The organism is Verrucomicrobiaceae bacterium (genome assembly GCA_016713035.1).
In the GTDB taxonomy this organism is placed as follows: domain Bacteria; phylum Verrucomicrobiota; class Verrucomicrobiia; order Verrucomicrobiales; family Verrucomicrobiaceae; genus Prosthecobacter.
In genome coordinates this window covers 99,274-116,529 of record JADJPW010000002.1, presented here as the reverse complement: position 1 = coordinate 116,529, position 17,256 = coordinate 99,274, and the positions used below count along the sequence as shown (strand labels likewise).

The 17,256-nt window shown below is 59.9% G+C and carries 17 protein-coding genes; 12 read left to right on the top strand and 5 right to left on the bottom strand.

Going from position 1 to position 17,256, the window contains the following annotated elements; genetic code table 11:
- Window positions 1–29: 29 nt before the first annotated feature.
- On the bottom strand, window positions 30–938 hold the full coding sequence (locus IPK32_07455) for an AAA family ATPase (protein MBK8091808.1): 909 nt from the start codon (window positions 936–938) through the stop codon (window positions 30–32).
- A gap of 229 nt (window positions 939–1,167) precedes the next feature.
- On the opposite strand from IPK32_07455, the gene IPK32_07450 reads away from it, so the two are divergent.
- The 4 genes from IPK32_07450 to IPK32_07435 are packed head-to-tail and all read left to right on the top strand — an operon-like array spanning window position 1,168 to window position 5,124.
- On the top strand, window positions 1,168–1,671 hold the full coding sequence (locus tag IPK32_07450; GenBank protein MBK8091807.1) for a sigma-70 family RNA polymerase sigma factor: 504 nt from the start codon (window positions 1,168–1,170) through the stop codon (window positions 1,669–1,671).
- The gene (locus tag IPK32_07445; protein MBK8091806.1) at window positions 1,664–1,984 is read left to right on the top strand and encodes a hypothetical protein; all 321 of its coding nucleotides are present in this window, start codon (window positions 1,664–1,666) and stop codon (window positions 1,982–1,984) included. The genes IPK32_07450 and IPK32_07445 overlap by 8 nt, the downstream gene beginning before the upstream one ends.
- Window positions 1,981–2,823 (top strand): Spy/CpxP family protein refolding chaperone, encoded by an 843-nt coding sequence (locus IPK32_07440; protein MBK8091805.1) that lies wholly within the window; start codon window positions 1,981–1,983, stop codon window positions 2,821–2,823. Before IPK32_07445 ends, IPK32_07440 begins: the two co-directional genes overlap by 4 nt.
- 36 nt (window positions 2,824–2,859) lie before the next feature.
- Window positions 2,860–5,124, top strand: a complete 2,265-nt coding sequence (locus tag IPK32_07435; GenBank protein ID MBK8091804.1) for a DUF1343 domain-containing protein — start codon at window positions 2,860–2,862, stop codon at window positions 5,122–5,124.
- A 144-nt stretch (window positions 5,125–5,268) separates the two neighbouring features.
- Here IPK32_07435 and murG read toward each other — a convergent pair whose 3' ends face one another.
- Complete coding sequence (gene murG / locus IPK32_07430; protein ID MBK8091803.1) at window positions 5,269–6,399, bottom strand: undecaprenyldiphospho-muramoylpentapeptide beta-N-acetylglucosaminyltransferase; 1,131 nt, start codon at window positions 6,397–6,399, stop codon at window positions 5,269–5,271.
- 364 nt (window positions 6,400–6,763) lie between these two features.
- Window positions 6,764–7,309 (bottom strand): hypothetical protein, encoded by a 546-nt coding sequence (locus IPK32_07425; protein MBK8091802.1) that lies wholly within the window; start codon window positions 7,307–7,309, stop codon window positions 6,764–6,766.
- Window positions 7,310–7,427: 118 nt separating this feature from the next.
- Between IPK32_07425 and IPK32_07420 the strand changes: the two genes are divergently transcribed.
- Window positions 7,428–8,432, top strand: a complete 1,005-nt coding sequence (locus tag IPK32_07420) for a metallophosphoesterase (GenBank protein MBK8091801.1) — start codon at window positions 7,428–7,430, stop codon at window positions 8,430–8,432.
- A 20-nt stretch (window positions 8,433–8,452) separates the two neighbouring features.
- Here the strand turns inward: IPK32_07420 and IPK32_07415 are convergent, their stop codons facing one another.
- Window positions 8,453–9,391: an alpha/beta hydrolase gene (locus IPK32_07415; GenBank protein ID MBK8091800.1), complete on the bottom strand. Its 939-nt coding sequence runs from the start codon at window positions 9,389–9,391 to the stop codon at window positions 8,453–8,455.
- A gap of 79 nt (window positions 9,392–9,470) precedes the next feature.
- On the opposite strand from IPK32_07415, the gene IPK32_07410 reads away from it, so the two are divergent.
- Together IPK32_07410 and IPK32_07405 are read left to right on the top strand one after the other, a co-directional pair.
- Entirely contained in the window at window positions 9,471–11,411 is a 1,941-nt protein-coding gene (locus IPK32_07410) for a PAS domain S-box protein (protein ID MBK8091799.1), read from the top strand.
- Window positions 11,401–12,039, top strand: coding sequence for a response regulator transcription factor (locus tag IPK32_07405; protein ID MBK8091798.1), 639 nt, complete (start codon window positions 11,401–11,403; stop codon window positions 12,037–12,039). Before IPK32_07410 ends, IPK32_07405 begins: the two co-directional genes overlap by 11 nt.
- 79 nt (window positions 12,040–12,118) lie before the next feature.
- Here IPK32_07405 and IPK32_07400 read toward each other — a convergent pair whose 3' ends face one another.
- Window positions 12,119–13,012, bottom strand: coding sequence for a sugar phosphate isomerase/epimerase (locus tag IPK32_07400; GenBank protein ID MBK8091797.1), 894 nt, complete (start codon window positions 13,010–13,012; stop codon window positions 12,119–12,121).
- 77 nt (window positions 13,013–13,089) lie between these two features.
- On the opposite strand from IPK32_07400, the gene IPK32_07395 reads away from it, so the two are divergent.
- The 5 genes from IPK32_07395 to IPK32_07375 all read left to right on the top strand — a co-directional run bounded on the left by IPK32_07395 (window position 13,090) and on the right by IPK32_07375 (window position 17,250).
- On the top strand, window positions 13,090–13,638 hold the full coding sequence (locus tag IPK32_07395; GenBank protein ID MBK8091796.1) for an HAD-IIIA family hydrolase: 549 nt from the start codon (window positions 13,090–13,092) through the stop codon (window positions 13,636–13,638).
- Window positions 13,639–13,685: 47 nt separating this feature from the next.
- Entirely contained in the window at window positions 13,686–14,912 is a 1,227-nt protein-coding gene (locus IPK32_07390; protein MBK8091795.1) for an MFS transporter, read from the top strand.
- Between the two features lie 110 nt (window positions 14,913–15,022).
- A complete protein-coding gene (locus IPK32_07385; protein MBK8091794.1) occupies window positions 15,023–15,943 on the top strand; it encodes an ABC transporter permease in 921 nt (306 codons plus the stop codon).
- The gene (locus IPK32_07380) at window positions 15,940–16,809 is read left to right on the top strand and encodes an ABC transporter permease (GenBank protein ID MBK8091793.1); all 870 of its coding nucleotides are present in this window, start codon (window positions 15,940–15,942) and stop codon (window positions 16,807–16,809) included. The genes IPK32_07385 and IPK32_07380 overlap by 4 nt, the downstream gene beginning before the upstream one ends.
- 108 nt (window positions 16,810–16,917) lie before the next feature.
- Window positions 16,918–17,250, top strand: coding sequence for a hypothetical protein (locus tag IPK32_07375; protein ID MBK8091792.1), 333 nt, complete (start codon window positions 16,918–16,920; stop codon window positions 17,248–17,250).
- Window positions 17,251–17,256: the final 6 nt, after the last annotated feature.

The following is a 17,256-nucleotide window of genomic DNA, read 5'->3' as shown; positions in this document are numbered from 1 at the left end:
GTACCGGTATGAAGCGGTGGCTCGCTAGGCTAGGGCACGGGCACTTCTGCCATCAGCGCGGCGGCGGTCTCAGCACCGCTTTGACCGTCGATAGCGTGCTCTAGCCGGTGGCCCATCACAGCGACAGCCACCGCCCGCACATCCTCTGGCAGCACCATCGGCCTGCCACTCAGCAGCGCCCATGCCCGCGCAGCCGCTAGCAGCGCCAGTCCCGCTCGCGGTGATAAACCGCGTCCAGCAGCACGACTCGCGGCCAAGATGTCCTGCAAATAATCCAGTAGCGCCTCACTCACATGCACGCTGCGCACCATCGCCTGTAGCTCATGCAATTCCGCCGCACTGAGCGTGTGCGGCAGGGTTTTGAGCATCTCGCGGCGGTCCACGCCTTGCAGCAGTGCACGCTCAGCATCGCGATCGGGTGCCCCGAGTCCCAAGCGCATCAAAAAGCGGTCCAACTGCGACTCTGGCAGCATGTAGGTCCCTGTTTGTGAAGAAGGATTCTGCGTGGCGATGACAAAAAAGGGCTCTGGCAGTGCATGCGTGCCGCCATCCGCTGTGACGCGGCCCTCCTCCATCGCCTCCAGCAGCGCGGACTGTGTTTTCGGTGTGGCGCGGTTGATTTCATCCGCCAGCAGCACCTGGGCAAAAACCGGCCCTTTGTGAAACCGGAAGCTGCCGGACTCCTTTTCATAAATGGAGGCCCCCAGGATGTCTGCGGGCAGCAAATCGCTGGTGAACTGCACACGGCGGAATTGCAGCCCCAGCACTTGCGCCAGGGATTGCGACAGGATCGTCTTCCCCACGCCGGGCTGATCCTCCAGGAGCAGATGCCCGCGTGCGAGCAGACAGGCGACCGCGAGGCGGATGGTGTCATCCTTGCCCAAGATGACCTGGGACACCGCCTCCACGAGGGCGTCGATGCGTTGCTTGGCGAGCACCGCGCTCGCCGCTGGCAGCGCGGCATCAGCCGGAGAAGTTTGAAGTCGAGAGGACACGGCTAAATCGAGTGGGTGAATATGTGGAATCGAGCGGTACTCTCGCCGTACTTTGCCGAAAAAGGCAAGAGAGATGTCGAGGGAGAGCGGGAGATTTTTGGGATCAAAAATCCACAAAATACATTCTCCTGTCCTACAAATGGGCCGCCCGTGTCACGCATGAGGCAAATGAATGGACTCAGAACTGGCCGCCAACCTCCAACACCTGCACCCGGACGCCTTCGGGTGGGCGGTGCATTGCTGCGGCGGCGATGCAGGCCGCGCAGAGGACGTGCTGCAAAATGCCTATCTGAAACTCGCGGCGGAAAAAGCCCGCTTCGATGGCCGCAGTGCCTTCAAGACCTGGTGGTTCGGTGTGATCCGACTCACCGCGCACGAGGAGCTGCGGCGGGCACGTTTTCGCGAGTCCTTGGTGGGCAGACTGCTCACCAGCTTCACCGAAGAGACGCAGCCGCCGCCCACGCGGCATCTGGAGCTGGAGGAACAGGCCCGCGAGCTTCGCAGCGCATTGGCGCAGTTGCCCGCACGGCAGGCAGAGGTGCTGCATCTCTCTTTTTATCAAGACCTCTCGCTCTCCGAGGCGGCGCAGGTCATGCGCATCAGCCTGGGCAGTGCCCGCACGCATTACGAGCGCGGGAAGGCACGATTACGCGAACTCCTACCACGCCATGAATGAGCCCCACGACCATGATTTAAAGGCCCGCTTCGCTGTGCTACGGCGTGATGAGCATGCAGCCGCGCCAGCGTGGCACCCGCGCCTTTTGCGTGTCCAGAAGCCAGAAAGCACGCAGGTGTGGAAATGGGCTTTTGCGGCCATTTTCGCCTCATTAGCCGCTTTTTGGCTACTGCGGCCTGTGGAGCCTGTGCAGCCTGCATGGGCGGATTTTCCGCCGCTGCTGGAAAATGAGTCTGCGCCGCTGTTTGCCAGTTTGCAGCCGGATTCGACCGATTTTCTCCTCCCCACGCACCTCACCATCGACCTACCATGAAACGCATCGTCCTTAGCCTCCTCATCGTCGCCACCAGCGCCTTCGCGGGCCCTGAGCAGCTCCTCCAACACGGCCTTATCAGCCCAGAGATCATCCAGCAGATCAAGCCCCAGCTAGCACTGACGCAGGAGCAAGAAACGAAGATGACAGACATCATCCGTGCAGCCCGCGAAAAGGGGTCGCCGCTGGAATCTGCCGCCAAAGAACAGCAGCAGGCCCTGCATCAAATGCTGCGTGAGGCTGGCACCACGGCAGACAGCGCCAGTGCACAGCTCGCGAAGTCGGTGGCCGCCGAAGCGGCGGTGAAGGACCTGCAACTGCGCACCTTGATCGCTCTGCGTGATGTGCTGACTCCAGAGCAGCAGAAGAAGGCGCTAGCGCTGAGCTTATCGAAGAAAGTCACGGCAAAAACCGATCTGGAAGCCGCCGTGAAGGCCAAGGCAAACAAACTCCGCGCTGCCGTGGATGCACTGGCCGATAAACCGACCGAGGCGATGGCCTACCGGGGCGAAGAGATCGAAAAAATGATCAAAGAGGGCGATTGGCAATCCGCCGATGCAGCGCTGGATCGACTCATCGAGGACTCGCATTTTGCTGAGCTGGAAAAAGAAGCTCCAGCGCCCGACTTTAGCCAATCAGAGCCTGGAGACACCAGCCTGGAGTCGCTCCAGTCGCGGTTCGAGGCGGTGAAGCTCAATGCACAAGAAATCGTGTCACTGCCACTGCTGCGTGATTTGCTCAAAGCGAAGGATGCCTTTGAGGAAGCGAAGGCCGCGAAAGACGCCGATAAAGTCGGCCGCATCCTGACCTGGGTGGAGCAGAGGATGAAGGCGAAGTGAGTGAAAGGTGCTCTGCGTGAGCTTGGTTTTTGATGGATGCGCTTTTCATTCTTCGCTTCGTTGGTCGTACTCGCTTTCAGCACGCTGCGGGCGGATGAATTCGATGCGCTGCGGCTGGTGGTGAAGACGGCGGTGGAGAAAAAGAATCCCGCAGGCGCGGTGATGCTGTTTGAGAGCGGGGAGCGGCGGCTGACGCAGGTGGAGGGCCTGCGGGCCGTGCTGCCTGCGGAGGAGCCGATGACGGAGGATACCGTCTTTGATGCGGCATCCCTGACGAAGGTGCTGGCGACGCTGCCCTGTGTGATGCTGCTGATGGAGGAGGGCAAGATCGAGCTGGAGGCGGAGGTGCGGCGCTATCTGCCGCAGATGCGTGCGGGGATCACGATCCGGCATCTGCTGACGCATACTTCCGGCCTGCGGCCAGGCATCCCGCGTGAGCCCGCGTGGCATGGCTATGAGACGGGTATCGCCAGAGCGATCGATTTGGAGCCAGAGGGGGCTCCAGACCGGTTTTTTCGCTATTCGGACATCAATTTCATCCTCCTGGGCGAGATCGTGCAAAAAGTGGCTGGAGTGCCGCTGAACGATTTTGCGGCGAAAAGAGTGTTTGGGCCGCTGGGGATGGAATCGACGCGTTTTTTGCCTCCGGCGGATTGGCAGCCACGCATCGCTCCGACGGAAAAGGATGAAAATGGCCAGATGCTGCGCGGTGTGGTGCATGATCCGACCTCACGACGCATGGGCGGCGTGACGGGGCATGCGGGACTCTTCACCACGGCGGCGGATGTGGCCAAATATGCCCGCATGCTGGTGAATGGTGGCGCGGGGCTTTTGAAGCCGGAGACGGTGCGGCTGATGACCGCGCCGCAGACCGTGGCGACGGTGTTTGAGCGGCGTGGGCTGGGATGGGATGTGGACTCGGCCTTCAGCAGGCCGCGTGGGAAGGTGTTTCCGCTGGGCTCGTTCGGGCACACAGGTTTCACGGGCACGAGTGTGTGGATCGATCCGCCATCGCGGTCGTTCGTGATTTTCATGAGCTCCCGGCTGCACCCAGATGGAAAGGGCAGTGTGCGTGATTTGTATGAGGAGCTGGGTGCCGCAGCGGGGCGGATGGTGAGCTTTTTGCCGCGTCATGGGCCGCCGTGGGAGCGTGGGGAGAAGGAGGTGCCGACGGTGCTCCAGGGCATTGATGTGCTGGTGCGGCGGCAGTTTGCGGATCTGAAGGGGCTGCGCATCGGCCTGATCACGAATCAGACGGGCATCGATGCACAGCGCAGGAGCACGATCGATCTGCTGGCGGATGCTGCGAAGGATGGAGTGCAGCTGGTGAAGCTCTTCAGCCCGGAGCATGGCATCCGTGGCATGCTGGATCAGGAAAAGATCGGTGACACGCGAGATAAAAAAACGGGGCTACCGGTGCTGAGTCTGTATGGTGAGCGGCGTGCACCGACGCCGGAGCAACTGGCGGATGTGGATGCGCTGGTTTTTGATATTCAGGACATCGGCTGCCGCTTTTATACCTACATCAGCACGATGCGTGTGTGCATGGAGTCTGCGGCGAAGGAGAAGAAGCCTTTCTACGTGTTGGATCGTGCGAATCCGCTGGGCGGTGTGGCCGTGGAGGGCCCTGCGGTGCCGGATAAGGAGGCCTTCACCGCGACGCATGCCATCCCGCTGCGCCATGGCATGACGGCGGGTGAACTGGCCGCGATGATGAATGCGGAACGGCAGATGGGCTGTGATCTGCGTGTGATCGCGTGTGAGGGATGGCGGCGCGGAATGCTGCATGATGCCACGGGCCTGCCGTGGGTGAATCCTTCACCGAACATGCGGTCGCTGAATGCCGCGCTGCTTTATCCAGGCATCGGACTGAGTGAGTTCAGCGTGAGTGTGGGGCGCGGGACGGATACGCCTTTCGAGGTGGTGGGTGCGCCGTATGTGGATGATCTGCGACTTGCGCATGAGCTGAATAAGCTGGCGCTGCCGGGTGTGCAGTTCACTCCGCTGCGCTTCACGCCGACAGCGAGTGTTTTCAAAGGAGAAGCCTGTGGTGGTGTGCGCATCAGCATCACCGAGCGGGCTGCTTTGCGCCCGGTGGAGCTGGGCGTGGCGCTGGTCTGCACGCTGCAGCGGCTTTATCCGAAAGAGTTCGCCCTGGAGAAGGTGAACACGCTGCTCAACAACGCCGCGCTGCTGAAAAGCATCCGTGAGGGCAAAGCCTGGCGCGATGTGTCCATGCAGTGGGCGCTGGAGACCTCAGCCTTCGAAGCGCGGCGAGCGGGCTTTCTGCGGTATGAATGAGGGTCTGCGCGGTTTTGACCACACTCCGGGTGGGAGGGGTGTTGGGTGGTTGCGGGGCGGCTGGGAGGAAAGGAGTGCTTAGTTCTCAGTGCTTAGTGCTCAGAAACTGAGAACTGAGAACTAAGCACTAAGCCCTCGCCCCCACTAAACAGCAACGGGCGTCTTCACAGCCTCCTGCTCGACGAGTGTGGCGATCTGCTCGGCGCTGTCGCGCACGGCTTGGTTTTGCGCGGCTTTTTTCATCGCGGCGGCTTTGGCGGAGTCGGAGAGGATGCTGCGGACGACATCGGTGAGGGTGTCGGCATTGAGCTGGGACTCGGGCATCATGATGGCGGCTCCGGCTTTGTGGAAGATCTCGGCGTTCCGCGTCTGGTGATCTTCTGCGGCGTGCGGATAGGGCACCAGGAGGCTGGGGACGCCGAACCACGCGAGCTCCGTCATGCTGCTGGCTCCGCTGCGTGCGATGGCGAGGTCTGCGACACGATAGGCCAGATCCATGCGGTGACAAAAGGCGGCGACGTGCTGAGCGAGCAGCGGGTGCTTCGCATAGACGTCACGCACCTCTTCGTAATCGCCAGGGCCGGCGATGTGGAGGACTTGGATGCCCATTTTTTCAAAGTGATCGAGTGCCATGCCGACGGCGCGATTGATGCCGCGTGCGCCCTGACTGCCACCCATGATGAGGAGGGTGCGCTTGTCTTTCTCGAGCTTGAAGAAGGCGTGGGGATCGTCGCTGTTGGCCTCACGCATGTTGGAGCGGATGGGCGTGCCGACGACGCGGACGTCTGTGTGCTTTTCAAAGAGCGGTTTGCAGGCCTCCAGGCCACAGAGGACGATGTCGGAGTAGCGTGCGTTGAGCTTGTTCGCTTTGCCGGGGATGGCGTTGCTCTCGTGGATGAGGGTGCGGCAATTTTCTTTTTTGCCGGCGTAGAGCGGGGCAAAGGAGGTGAAGCCGCCCATGCCGAGTACGACTTTGACATCATGCTCGCGGATGATCTGGCGGCAGCGGCGCATGCCACCCCAGAGTCCACGGAGGAAGCCGACCATCTTCGGCGACCACGGACGCGGCATGGCCAGGAAGGGCATTTTCTCAAAGCGCAGGTCTTTGTGGCCACTGGCGGCGAGGGAGTCGATCTTCTTCTCGCTGATGAGGAGGGTGACATCATGCCCGCGCTGGGCCAGCACCTCACCGACGGCGATGCCTGGAAATAAGTGCCCGCCCGTGCCGCCGCATGCGATCAGGACGTGGATGGGAGATGAGCTAGAGGTTTTCAAAAAAGGAGAAAAGGTGGAGCGGGCCATTTACGAGGCCCTAGCGAAGAATCGAGCGACAAAATGGGCATTTTCGGGCCTAAGACCTCTGGGACTGCTCCTGCAGGGTGAATCCAAGCGACCAAGGAATGTTTGATCTTTGACACGCAGGAATTAGCCTTGGGAAGACCATACTAGCCATGAACTCGTATTTAATGCATGCCGAACTGCTCCGTACCGTGGGGACTCTGGGCTGGTTTGCGATGTTCATTATAGGTCCGATAAGGAGGAAGCAGTATTCCGAATTACTGATCCCAGTTCTCTTCTACATGCTCTCGGGTGGCCGCCCCTGGCTGGTGGCTTTGAGCGCTAGAGTAATTGAATTGGCCTATTCCTTCCAAATACGGCCTACGCCGGTGCGGAAGGAGCGTTCGAGGCTCTGGAAGAGTGAATTGAGCCGGGCTTCTTCTTTGATGGCGAATTCGACGGTGTGGGAGTGGGTGGTGTTGGGGTAGTCTTTGACCACTTTGGCCTCGGTGAGCGTGGGGGAGACGCGGCCGGCGGCTTGCTCGACGAGTCCTTTGGCCCGCTCGATGGCCTGGGTGCCCGCCGCGACGAAATTGCTACCCGTTTCCACCTTCACAGGCTCAAAGAAATAAAAGCGCACGATCTGCGAGGAGCTGAGGGTGATATTCACCTCCACCACGCGTGCGGCGGCATTGGCGATGTATTCGTGTTTGGACAGGGCGATGATGGACTGCGCACGGACGATGTAGTTCCCGCCTTTGAGCCGGCCATCCCACAGGCCGTCACGGGTGGTCTCCTCCTGCTGCTGGCCGCCCTGGCCCTGTGGCGTCTGCCCTGGCGCGGACTGGGCAAGTGCATGATGGGATAGAAGGAGGAGGCTGAGAGCGGTGAAGAGGAGTTTTTTCATATAAAGGTGCTCAGATGCTAGCATGGACCTGACGCGGAGGGATAACCCTTTCTTTGCGGGATCGTTTCGCGGGCATGAGTGAGTGATCGGCACTGGGTCTGGCGTTTCCAGCATTGCTATGAGTCCCCTTCCCGCTTCCTACTCCCGTCGCCGTGCGCTCCAGACCCTGTTTTGCTCCAGTGCGGCGCTGGCGCTGAATGTGCGCCGCGCATCTGCGGCAGAGATCAGCAAAGACGGGCTGCATTTGCTGGCGATCGGTGATTTCGGCACCGGTGGCGCGGATCAAAAGCGAGTGGCGGCGGCGATGCGCAGCTTCATCACCGCGCAGGGGATCAAACCGGAGGCGATGCTGCTGCTGGGCGATAATTTTTACAGCAAGGACAAGGCTCCCGGCGGCTTCTCCACCGAATCGCCACGCTGGAAGAATGAGATCGAGGACATGTATCCCGCTGCGGCCTTCCCCGGCCCGATGCACGCGATCCTGGGCAATCATGACTACCACGACAATGAGGGCGGGCAGAAGGTACAGCTCGCCTACGCGAAGAAGCCCGGCGTGCGCTGGCACATGCCATCGAAGTGGTATCGCGTGGATCTGGGCTCCCAGCTCACGCTGATCTGCCTGGATACGAATCTGCCTGCCGTGAGTGGTGCCAAAGACAAGAAAAGTGGCAAGCCGCGTTCCTCGATGACAGCGGATGAGGAGCGTGAGCAGCTAGCGTGGCTGAAGGCGGAGCTGGAGAAGCCGCGTGGAGCCTTCACCATGGTGCTGGGGCATCACCCACTGTACTCCAATGGTGATCACGGTGATACCAAGACCCTGATCCAGCAGTGGGATGGCCTTTTCCAGCAGCATCATGTGCATGCCTACCTCTGCGGTCATGATCACGACCTGCAGCACCTCGAAATCGAGGGAAAATACACCTCCCACATCCTCAGCGGTGGTGGCGGGGCCAAGACGCGGGCGCTGGAGGTCACGCACAAGGTGCCTTTCGGCAAAATGACGCACGGTTTCACGCACATCTCGGTGACGGCTGAGGCGCTGCGCTTCACCCACCTGGATGACCAGGGGCTGGTGCTGCACAGCTTCACCAAGAAGCCGGACGGCAGCGTGGTGCTGGGCTGATGCTGCCGAAACTGGACGAATCACTCCTCCTTTTTCAGCGCGGGAGCTTTCTCCGGCATGATCACGGCTGACTCTCCGCCCAGGTAGCCGAGTGAGGCGAGGAAGACGTGCATTTGCTGCGCGGTCACTTGGGTCCAGGGCTCGCGATTGAAGAAGCCATGCGGCATCTCGGCGGCGGTCCACATTTCCGCGCGGAGCCCGAGTTCGCGTGCTTTGCGCATGTATTCATCCGCGCCAGTTTTGAGCTTGTCTGCGGTGCCGAAGAAGAAAATGGCCGGCGGGGTGTCCTTGGCGATGAAGCGGTTCGGCGTGATGGCCTCCGCCATTTCGAGCGTGAAGCCTTTGGTGTCACCAGTGACGCGTTCTTTAAAAAGAGTGTCGATATTCATCGCGGGATTGAAGAGCACCATCGCATCTGGGCGGCAGGAAATGGCGGCATCATCGCCAGGGGCGTCGTAGGCCTTTACCAGCGCCGTGCAGGCAGCGAGGTGCCCGCCTGCGGAGCCGCCCGCAGCGATGATTTTCCCCGGATCGATGCCCAACTCCGTGGAATGGCCACGCACCCAGCGGATGGCACTTTTCGCGTCCTCGACCGCTTTGTCCGGCAGCGTGCCATGGACATTCAGGATGCGGTAATCGGCACAGGCAGCCACCATGCCGCGTGAGGCGAGGTACTCGGCCTGCGGCACGAATTGCAGGTAGGAGCCGTTTTTCCAGCCACCGCCGAAAAAGAACACGATGCAGGGCCGCAGCGCGGTGATGCCCACTTCGCCTGCCGGACGATAAAAATGCAGCTTCAGCTCGCCTTCTGGCGTCTTTTTATAAACGACCTCGCTGGTGGCGACCTGGGCCGTGGTGAGCTTCACGGGTGGAGTTTTCTTCTTCCCGGCCTTGGGGGCCTGCGCATGCGCTACGAGGGGCAAAAGGGCGAGGAAAAGCAGTAAATAGCGGTGGTGCATGAAAAAAGATGGTTCCGACGATCAGAAACGTGTGGCCTGAAGTGCTGTTTCCGGCTTTTCTCCTGTCTGAATGAGTCGAGTGAAGAAACCTGTCCCGAAAACTGCCCCTAAGCCTGCCAGAGAGGAGCTGAATATCGGCATCGAAGAAGTGGGCATGCTCGTCTCGCAAGCGGGAGAGCTGGACCTATTCGCCGAAGGAGTCCTCGGCACCCCGCGACAGGTTCTTTATATTTTCAGCTTCCAGACGCAGAAGTTCAGCACTGGCCAAGACCAGGTTTACAGCCTTTATGGCTACAAACCAGGCGAGGTCGAGAAATCCTACAAAGATGGCTGGGATGGCATCATCCACCCTGAGGATAAGCCCGCCTACCGCAGTATGAACGAGCAGCTCCAGGCAGGGAAAGAGAATGGCCTGCAAACTCTGCGCATGCGCGTGCGGCGCAAAAGCGGTGATTATGAATGGATCCAGTGGCATGCACGCGTTTTCGAGCGCGACGATCAAGGGAAGGTCATCTCGCAAATCGGTCATGTGCGGATCATCACACCGCTCGTCGCGGCTGAACAGGCCCTCCAGCAATCAGAGGAGCGCTACCGCCAGCTATTTCAAAATAGCACCGTGGCCGTGCTGACCTTCAATAAGCAATTCATCATCCAAGATGCCAATCCTGCATGCTGCCAGATGCTCGGCCACAAACTGAACAGCTTGCGGCGCATGGAGATCACGGACATCACGGCACCGGGAGCCCGTGCCTCACTGCGCCGGCGGCTACTCAGCATGAAAAATGGAGGCTGTGGACCGACCGTCTTTGATACCGTGCTTGAGCGTGCAGATGGCAGTCGCATCGAGGTACAATGCAGTCCCACCTGCATCACGAGCGACTCTAACAGCCAGTGCATGCTCGTCATTCATGACATGACTGGCCGTAATAGGGAGGAAGAAGACCGCCGCCGCGCCGCACTGCTCACAGGTATCCTGCTCGACAATGCACCGATCGCCATTGCCCTACTGGACACAGATGGTCGCATTTTGAGGATCAATCGCACCGCCGAGGCTGTCTTTGGCATCCCCGCGAGTCAGTCCGTGGGCCATGAGCTGTGGTCCATGCCCATTTTTAATGCGGAGGACATCGACGCATCAAAGAAACGTTTCCTCTCGGTACTCACTGGTAGCACCGATAAAGTCGGCTCCACACTCACTCTACGAGCAAAGGACGGCTCACCGCGCATCATCGCCAGCGAGACCACCGCCGTGCGAAGGGCGCAGGGCGGCACAGACTTCCTCGTCGTCACAGGTATGGATATGACCGAAAGGCGGCGGCTGGAGGCAGAGGTCATCCGTGCCGCCCAGCAGGAGCAGCTCCGCATCGGCCACGATCTGCATGATGGCGTGGGGCAGACGCTGGCAGGAATTTCTGCGATGGTGCAAACATTGGCAGACGGGCTGGAGGGCACCCACCGGCAGGATGCCCAGCGTATCCATGAGCTCGTGCATGGAGCCCTGGAGGAAGTGCGGCGGCTCTCCCACGGCCTCTCCACAGCCGCCGTTCGCCGAGGCGGGCTCGCTGGTGGATTACGCCTGCTGGCAGAGAGTCTGCGAAAGGATTTCCGCAGGCAGTGCGACTGCCAGATCGATGAGAGCTTGGTCTTTCAAAACGAGGAAATGCAGCTTCATCTCCTACGCATCGCTCAGGAGGCGGTGAACAATGCGATGCGCCACGGCAATGCTCAAAAGATCCACCTTTCCCTACGCCGACAAGACGCAAACACCCTTGTATTGGAGATCACAGATAATGGCCAGGGGATGAGAAAAAACGCTGTCGTAGGAGAGGGCGCCCCACCTGCTGGAATAGGTATTCAGGTCATGGAATACCGGGCCAATCTCATCGGCGGGCACTTGAACGTCCAGGAAGTCTCCCGGAAAGGTGTTCGTGTGACCTGCCATTTTCCTGACCAATTCCTTAAGCCAGAGCTATTGACAAAACCCTCATCTCCAGGCACAAAGGGATACCGTGAAAAGTAAAATCTATATACTCGACGACCATCCCATCGTTATCGAAGGGCTTAAGAAACTCATTGATTCGCAGGAGGACATGCAAGTCATCGGCAGCGCCGAAGACGCCAACACTGCTCTCCAACAAGCAGGCAAACTAAAGCCTGATCTTGTCATCCTCGACATCACGCTGAAAGACCGCAGCGGAGTGGACCTCATCAAAAAAATCAAGGCCACTCATCCCAACATCCAAGTGCTCGTTTACTCGATGCACGACGAGAACGTGTATGCCGAGCGCTGCCTCCGTGCTGGTGCTATGGGCTATGTCATGAAGGCAGAGCAGCCCACCCGCGTGCTCCAGGGACTGCGCCAAATCGTCAGCGGCTCGTTCTTCTTCAGCGCCGCTCTGCTGGGCAGCATCGTCTCTGGCGGCAGCCCCCGTAGTGGTGCCCGTGGAGAGCCCGCTCGCATGCTCAGTGACCGCCAGCTCGAAATCTTCGAAATGGTCGGCCGTGGCTTCGACTCACACTCCATCGCGGAAAAACTAGGCCTCAGCGCCAAAACCGTCGATGCACACAAGGCAAATATCCGCCAGAAACTCGCCCTCGCCTCTGCCCGTGAGCTCCTCATGGAAGCTGTCCGCTGGGTCGAAAAATAGGCCGCCACATCAACTCTCTCAAAAAGCAAACAGGCGCTGGAGTGACTCCAGCGCCTGTTTTGTTGATTGGGCGGTCAGATCAAGCCGCTGCCTGCCGCGCAGCTCTCACCATCGCCATGAAGAGGTCACGCTCCTTTTTGAGTGCCGCCACGGGATCACCATCCGGCAGCTTATGAGCCTCTAGGCAGACGTGGCCTTCGTAATCGGCATCGACGAGCAGTTTGGCCAGTTTGTCATGGGGATAGGCCACCTGACCGACGCCGCGGATGTGGACGGTGTGGCCGAGACGCTCCCGCACGAGGGCAAAATTCGCCTCCAGGCCCTCGCCTTGCAGATCTGTGTCATTGGAGTTCCAGCAGACGCGGACATTTTCAGCATCGGCACAGGCCTCCATGATCTTCTTCACATTCGGCAGCAGCGAGGTGTCCTTCCCATGCACTTCGAGACGGATCTCCTGGCCGAAACCGAGTGAGTAGGCACCCAACTCCGCCAGCGCTTTGCCGATCTGGGCCAGCGTCTGCTCAGCAGGCACGTCTTTGACCAGCGAGTTCGGCTTCACCTTCACCCCCGTGCCCCCGATGTCATGACTGAGCTTGATGAAGGCCTTTGCGCCCTCCACGTTCTTCTTCAGCACCTCAGGATCAGCCGCGTGGAATTCAAAATTGGTACCCAGGCCCAATAATTTAACTGGGGAGTCCTCAAACTGCTGCCGCACCTCCGAGCGCTGCTTCGGGGTCAAATCAACCGTCACGCCGTGCTTATGCTCCACGCGTAATTCCACGCCCGTGACCTCTGCCTCCGCGCAGTTCTTGATCAGCGTGGCGATGTCCCAGTCCTTCCCCCACTGATAGGTGACGAGTCCGAACTGGATATTCTCCCCTTTGAAAGAGAGCTTCGCGGCATCCTGCCCGCGTAGCGAGGTGGCAGCCGTAGCGCCGAGGATGGTGGAGAAAAAGTGGCGACGTGTGTTCATGATCAAGGATGCAGGGTGAGGAGGTGGAGAATTTGTAGTTTGCCAGAGCCGGAGGCGTGTTGTCACCTGGGAAATCCATGTCTGCAACGCTCACACCAGCCGTTTTCTTCGATCGCGATGGCGTCGTCAATGCCTCTCCAGGGGATGGCTATGTGCTCTGCGTGGAGGATTTTCGATTGAGCCCCGGAATCGTCGATGCGCTCTCTCTATGCCGTGAGCGTGGCTACAAGCTCATCCTCGTCACCAGCCAACAAGGCGTGGGAAAAGGGCGCATGACGCAGGCCACGCTCGATGACATCCATGCGCAGATGCAGAGCATGCTGGCGATGCGCGGGGCTCAGTTCGATGGCATTTATGCCTGCACGCACCTCGCGGGCACCTGCACTTGCCGCAAACCGTCCCCAGAGATGATTTTCCACGCCTGTGAGGTCCACGGGCTCGATCTGAGCCGGAGCTGGCTCGTCGGTGATCATGATCGCGATATCCAAATGGCGAAAAATGCCAGCGTGCCCTGCACCGTGCGCATCCTGAGCCATCATGAGCCAAATGTGGTCGCCACCCATACTCTGGCCGACACGCTGAAGCTGGCAGGCTGCCTGCGGGAGCACCTGCCGAGTGTGCTTTGAGCGGCATTTTTTGACGTAAGACGCATCTCATGCGAGGGAGGCGGCCTGTGAGTAACACGACAACACGCACCTTCCGCAACGAGCTATGGCGCTCCTTGCCCGCAGGGGTGCTAGACACGCTCACAGCCACCTTTGGCATGCTGCTGGCCGTCCGCGTGCATCACATGGGGGATGTGGCAAAGGCCTCCTTCCTCGCAGCGACGAGTGGTGGCATGGTGACGAGTCTATTCGTCGTACCGCTGCTTTTGCGCATGCGCAGCACCATCGCCCGCACCGCCGCAAAGGTGCAGATCCTCGGCGGAGCGTGCATGGGCATCTCGGCCGCATTTCCGCACCATGCGTGGCTTTTTCTCACCGGGCTGGGCATGGGCATTTTTTGCTTTTCCATGCAGATCCCGCTCATGACCCAGATTTACCGCATGAACTACCCAGAGGCGGAGCGTGGCCGACTCTATGCCGTGACGGGCGTCACGCGTGCGGCGGCGGCGGCCCTCTTCGGCTGGTTGGCGGGGCGTGCGCTGGAGCTGGACTTGCAGCGCTACTCCTGGCTGCTGTGGGCCTTTGCCCTCTGTGGGATCGTCAGCGGCCTGTGGACCTATGGATTACCCGCAGTGCCATGGGAGCCCGCAGCGGGTCAAAACCACGGCCTGTGGAGCTCCCTCCGCTGGATACGTGCGGATCGTGATTTTCGCACCTTACTCATCTCCTGGATGATCATGGGCGTGGGCAATCTCATCGCCGCGAGTCTTTTCGTCGAGTATCTGGCCAATCCGGTGCACGGAATCAATTTACCAGAGAAGGAAGTCGCCTTTGTGACCTGCGTGGTGCCAGTGCTATCACGGCTGGTCTTCTCTTATCCGTGGGGGCTGGTGTATGATCGGTTTCACCTCTTCACGGTGCGTGCGGCACTGAATCTATTCTTTGCAGCAGGCATCCTCGTCTTTTATCTCGGCCATGGCATGGTGTGGTGGACGCTAGGCATGGCCCTCTGGGGCATGGCCAATGCCGGTGGCAATGTCACCTGGGCACTGTGGGTGACGAAACTGGCCCCGCCGCATGCCGTCGCTGAGTACATGAGCGTCCACACCTTCCTCACCGGCATGCGGGGCCTGCTCACACCGTTTCTGGCCTTCGCCTTGCTGAAGGTGATGTCTTTTGACACACTCGCGATGATCTGTGGCGCGGGCATCATCAGCGCCAGCGCCTTCATCACGATGCAGACTCCTGGCGCGGGGCCAGCCTCCGCCGGTGCGGCCCGCCGGGAGAGATTGTGAAGCAGGCACCCGCAAAGGATCTCAAATAAGCAGGAAAAGGCTCCCGCAGAGAATCGCTAGCTTGACTTCCCGTTCGACAATCGACATTCCGCATTCGTCATTGTCCATCCATGCTCCGCTTTCTCCTCAGCCGCCTCATCCAGGGCCTAATCGTGATCCTCGCGGTGATCACGATTACCTTTGCGCTTTCGCGCATGCTCCCTGGTGGGCCGATCCAGAGTGAGAAAAACACCTCGCCAGAGGCCATCGCGGCACAACGTGCCTACTTGGGGCTCGATAAGCCCTGGTATGTGCAATTGGGCATGCAGATCGGGCATTATGCACGGCTGGATCTGCCAGAGTCCTTCCATTTTAAAGGCAGAGGTGTCGATGAGATCATCGCCTCTGGGTTTCCAGTCTCAGGAGCAGTCGGTCTGACAGCGCTGGTCATCGCGCTCGCTCTCGGAGTGCCACTGGGAGCCCTAGCGGCCCTGAAACCGAACACGCTGGAGGATCGTGCGTGCATGCTGGCGGCTACCTGCGGCATCTGCACACCGAGCATGATTTTGGGGCCCGTCATCGCCTTGCTCCTCGGCCTGAAGCTGCGCTGGTTCAATGCCTCTGGCTGGTACGATCCCTCCGATGTCGTGATGCCCGCTTTGACACTGGGCATCATCTACAGTGCCCAGATCGCCCGCCTCACGCGTGGCAGCCTGCGGGAGACACTGGCCCAGGAATTCATCCGCACCGCAAGGGCCAAAGGAGCGAGCGAAAGCTCTGTCGTCTTCCTCCATGCGCTGAAGCTTGCCTGCTTGCCGGTGCTGAATTTTCTCGGTCCAGCGGCTGCTGGGCTACTCACGGGCAGCATTGTCGTAGAATCCGTGTTTCAACTGCCGGGTCTGGGCCAGTTCTTCATCGCCTCAGCCATCAATCGGGACATGAATCTCGCTATCGGCATCTCTGTCTTCTACGCCACGCTCATCGTCGGCTTTAACCTGCTGGTGGACGTCCTCCAGGCCTGGCTCAATCCGCGCATCCGTCTCAATGCATGAGTGAATCAGACCCACAGAGCCTCTCGCCGATGCGGGCCGCCTGGAGGCGGTTCCGCAGGTATCGGCTCAATGTGATCGCGCTATGGTTCCTCATCGCGCTGGTGGTGCTGTGTCTGTTCGGGCCGTATTTTTCTCCTTATGCGCCTGATGTGCAGGATTTGGAGCTCAAAGCCACGAGCCTCAGCCCGCAGCACTGGCTGGGCACTGACACGCTGGGTCGTGACATGCTCACTCGCATCCTACATGGTGGCCGCGTATCGCTCGCGGTCGGGCTACTAGCCACCGCAGTCGCAGCCTGCATCGGTGTAGCCTACGGACTCATCAGCGGCCTCGCTGGTGGGCGCATCGACGCCGTGATGATGCGCCTCGTGGACATCCTTTACGCCTTCCCATTCATCAATTTCGTGATCCTGCTCATGGTCGTGTTTGGGAGGCACTTCTGGCTCATTTTTATCGCCATCGGTGCTGTGGAATGGCTCACCATGGCCCGTGTGGTGCGCGGGCAGGTGCTCTCACTGAAAAATCTCGAATTCGTCACCGCAGCAAAGGCCTGTGGTGCGGGCTTCTGGCATATCGTGGTGAAGCATCTGCTGCCAAACGTCCTCGGCCCGGTCATCATCTATGCCAGCCTCACTGTGCCAGGCGTGATGTTGCTAGAGGCCACCCTGAGCTTTCTCGGACTCGGCATCCAGCCGCCGAAATCCAGTTGGGGCGTGCTACTCGGTGATGGCTCGCAAGTGATGCAGACCTATCCGTGGTTGCTGCTTTATCCGGGTCTCTTTTTCAGCAGCACACTGTTGGCACTCAACATCCTCGGTGATGGCCTACGTGATGCCTTTGACCCGAAGTCTGCTGCTCAGGAGTGAGTCTTCCGACGATCAGCGGCCCATCTTTGAAAATATTTTTTCATCTCGCCTGAATAGCAGATGTGGGGGCTCGTCACAGAGTGCGGAAAATGATTTCCACAAACACCTATGAAAACCTCCCTCGCTCTCCTCGCTGCCGCCGCTGTTCTTGGTTTTGCAGCTCCCTCTTCAGCCAAGGCTGATCACCTCTGCAATGGTAGCACGCGTGTCGTGGGCTACACCTCTTGTGGCACACCGATTGTCGCCGTTTACCGCATCGTCGGCTACGATCACTGTGGTCGCCCCGTGGGTCAGTGGGTGACGCAGCCTGCCCGCCCGAGCTATGGCTCCAGCGGCTATCGCCCTGGTTACGCTGGGAGTAGCCATCATCGGAGCCACCACGGACATCCTGGCTATAGCCCCCGCAGCGGTGTGAATTTCAGCTTCGGTTTCAGCAGGTAGTAGCGC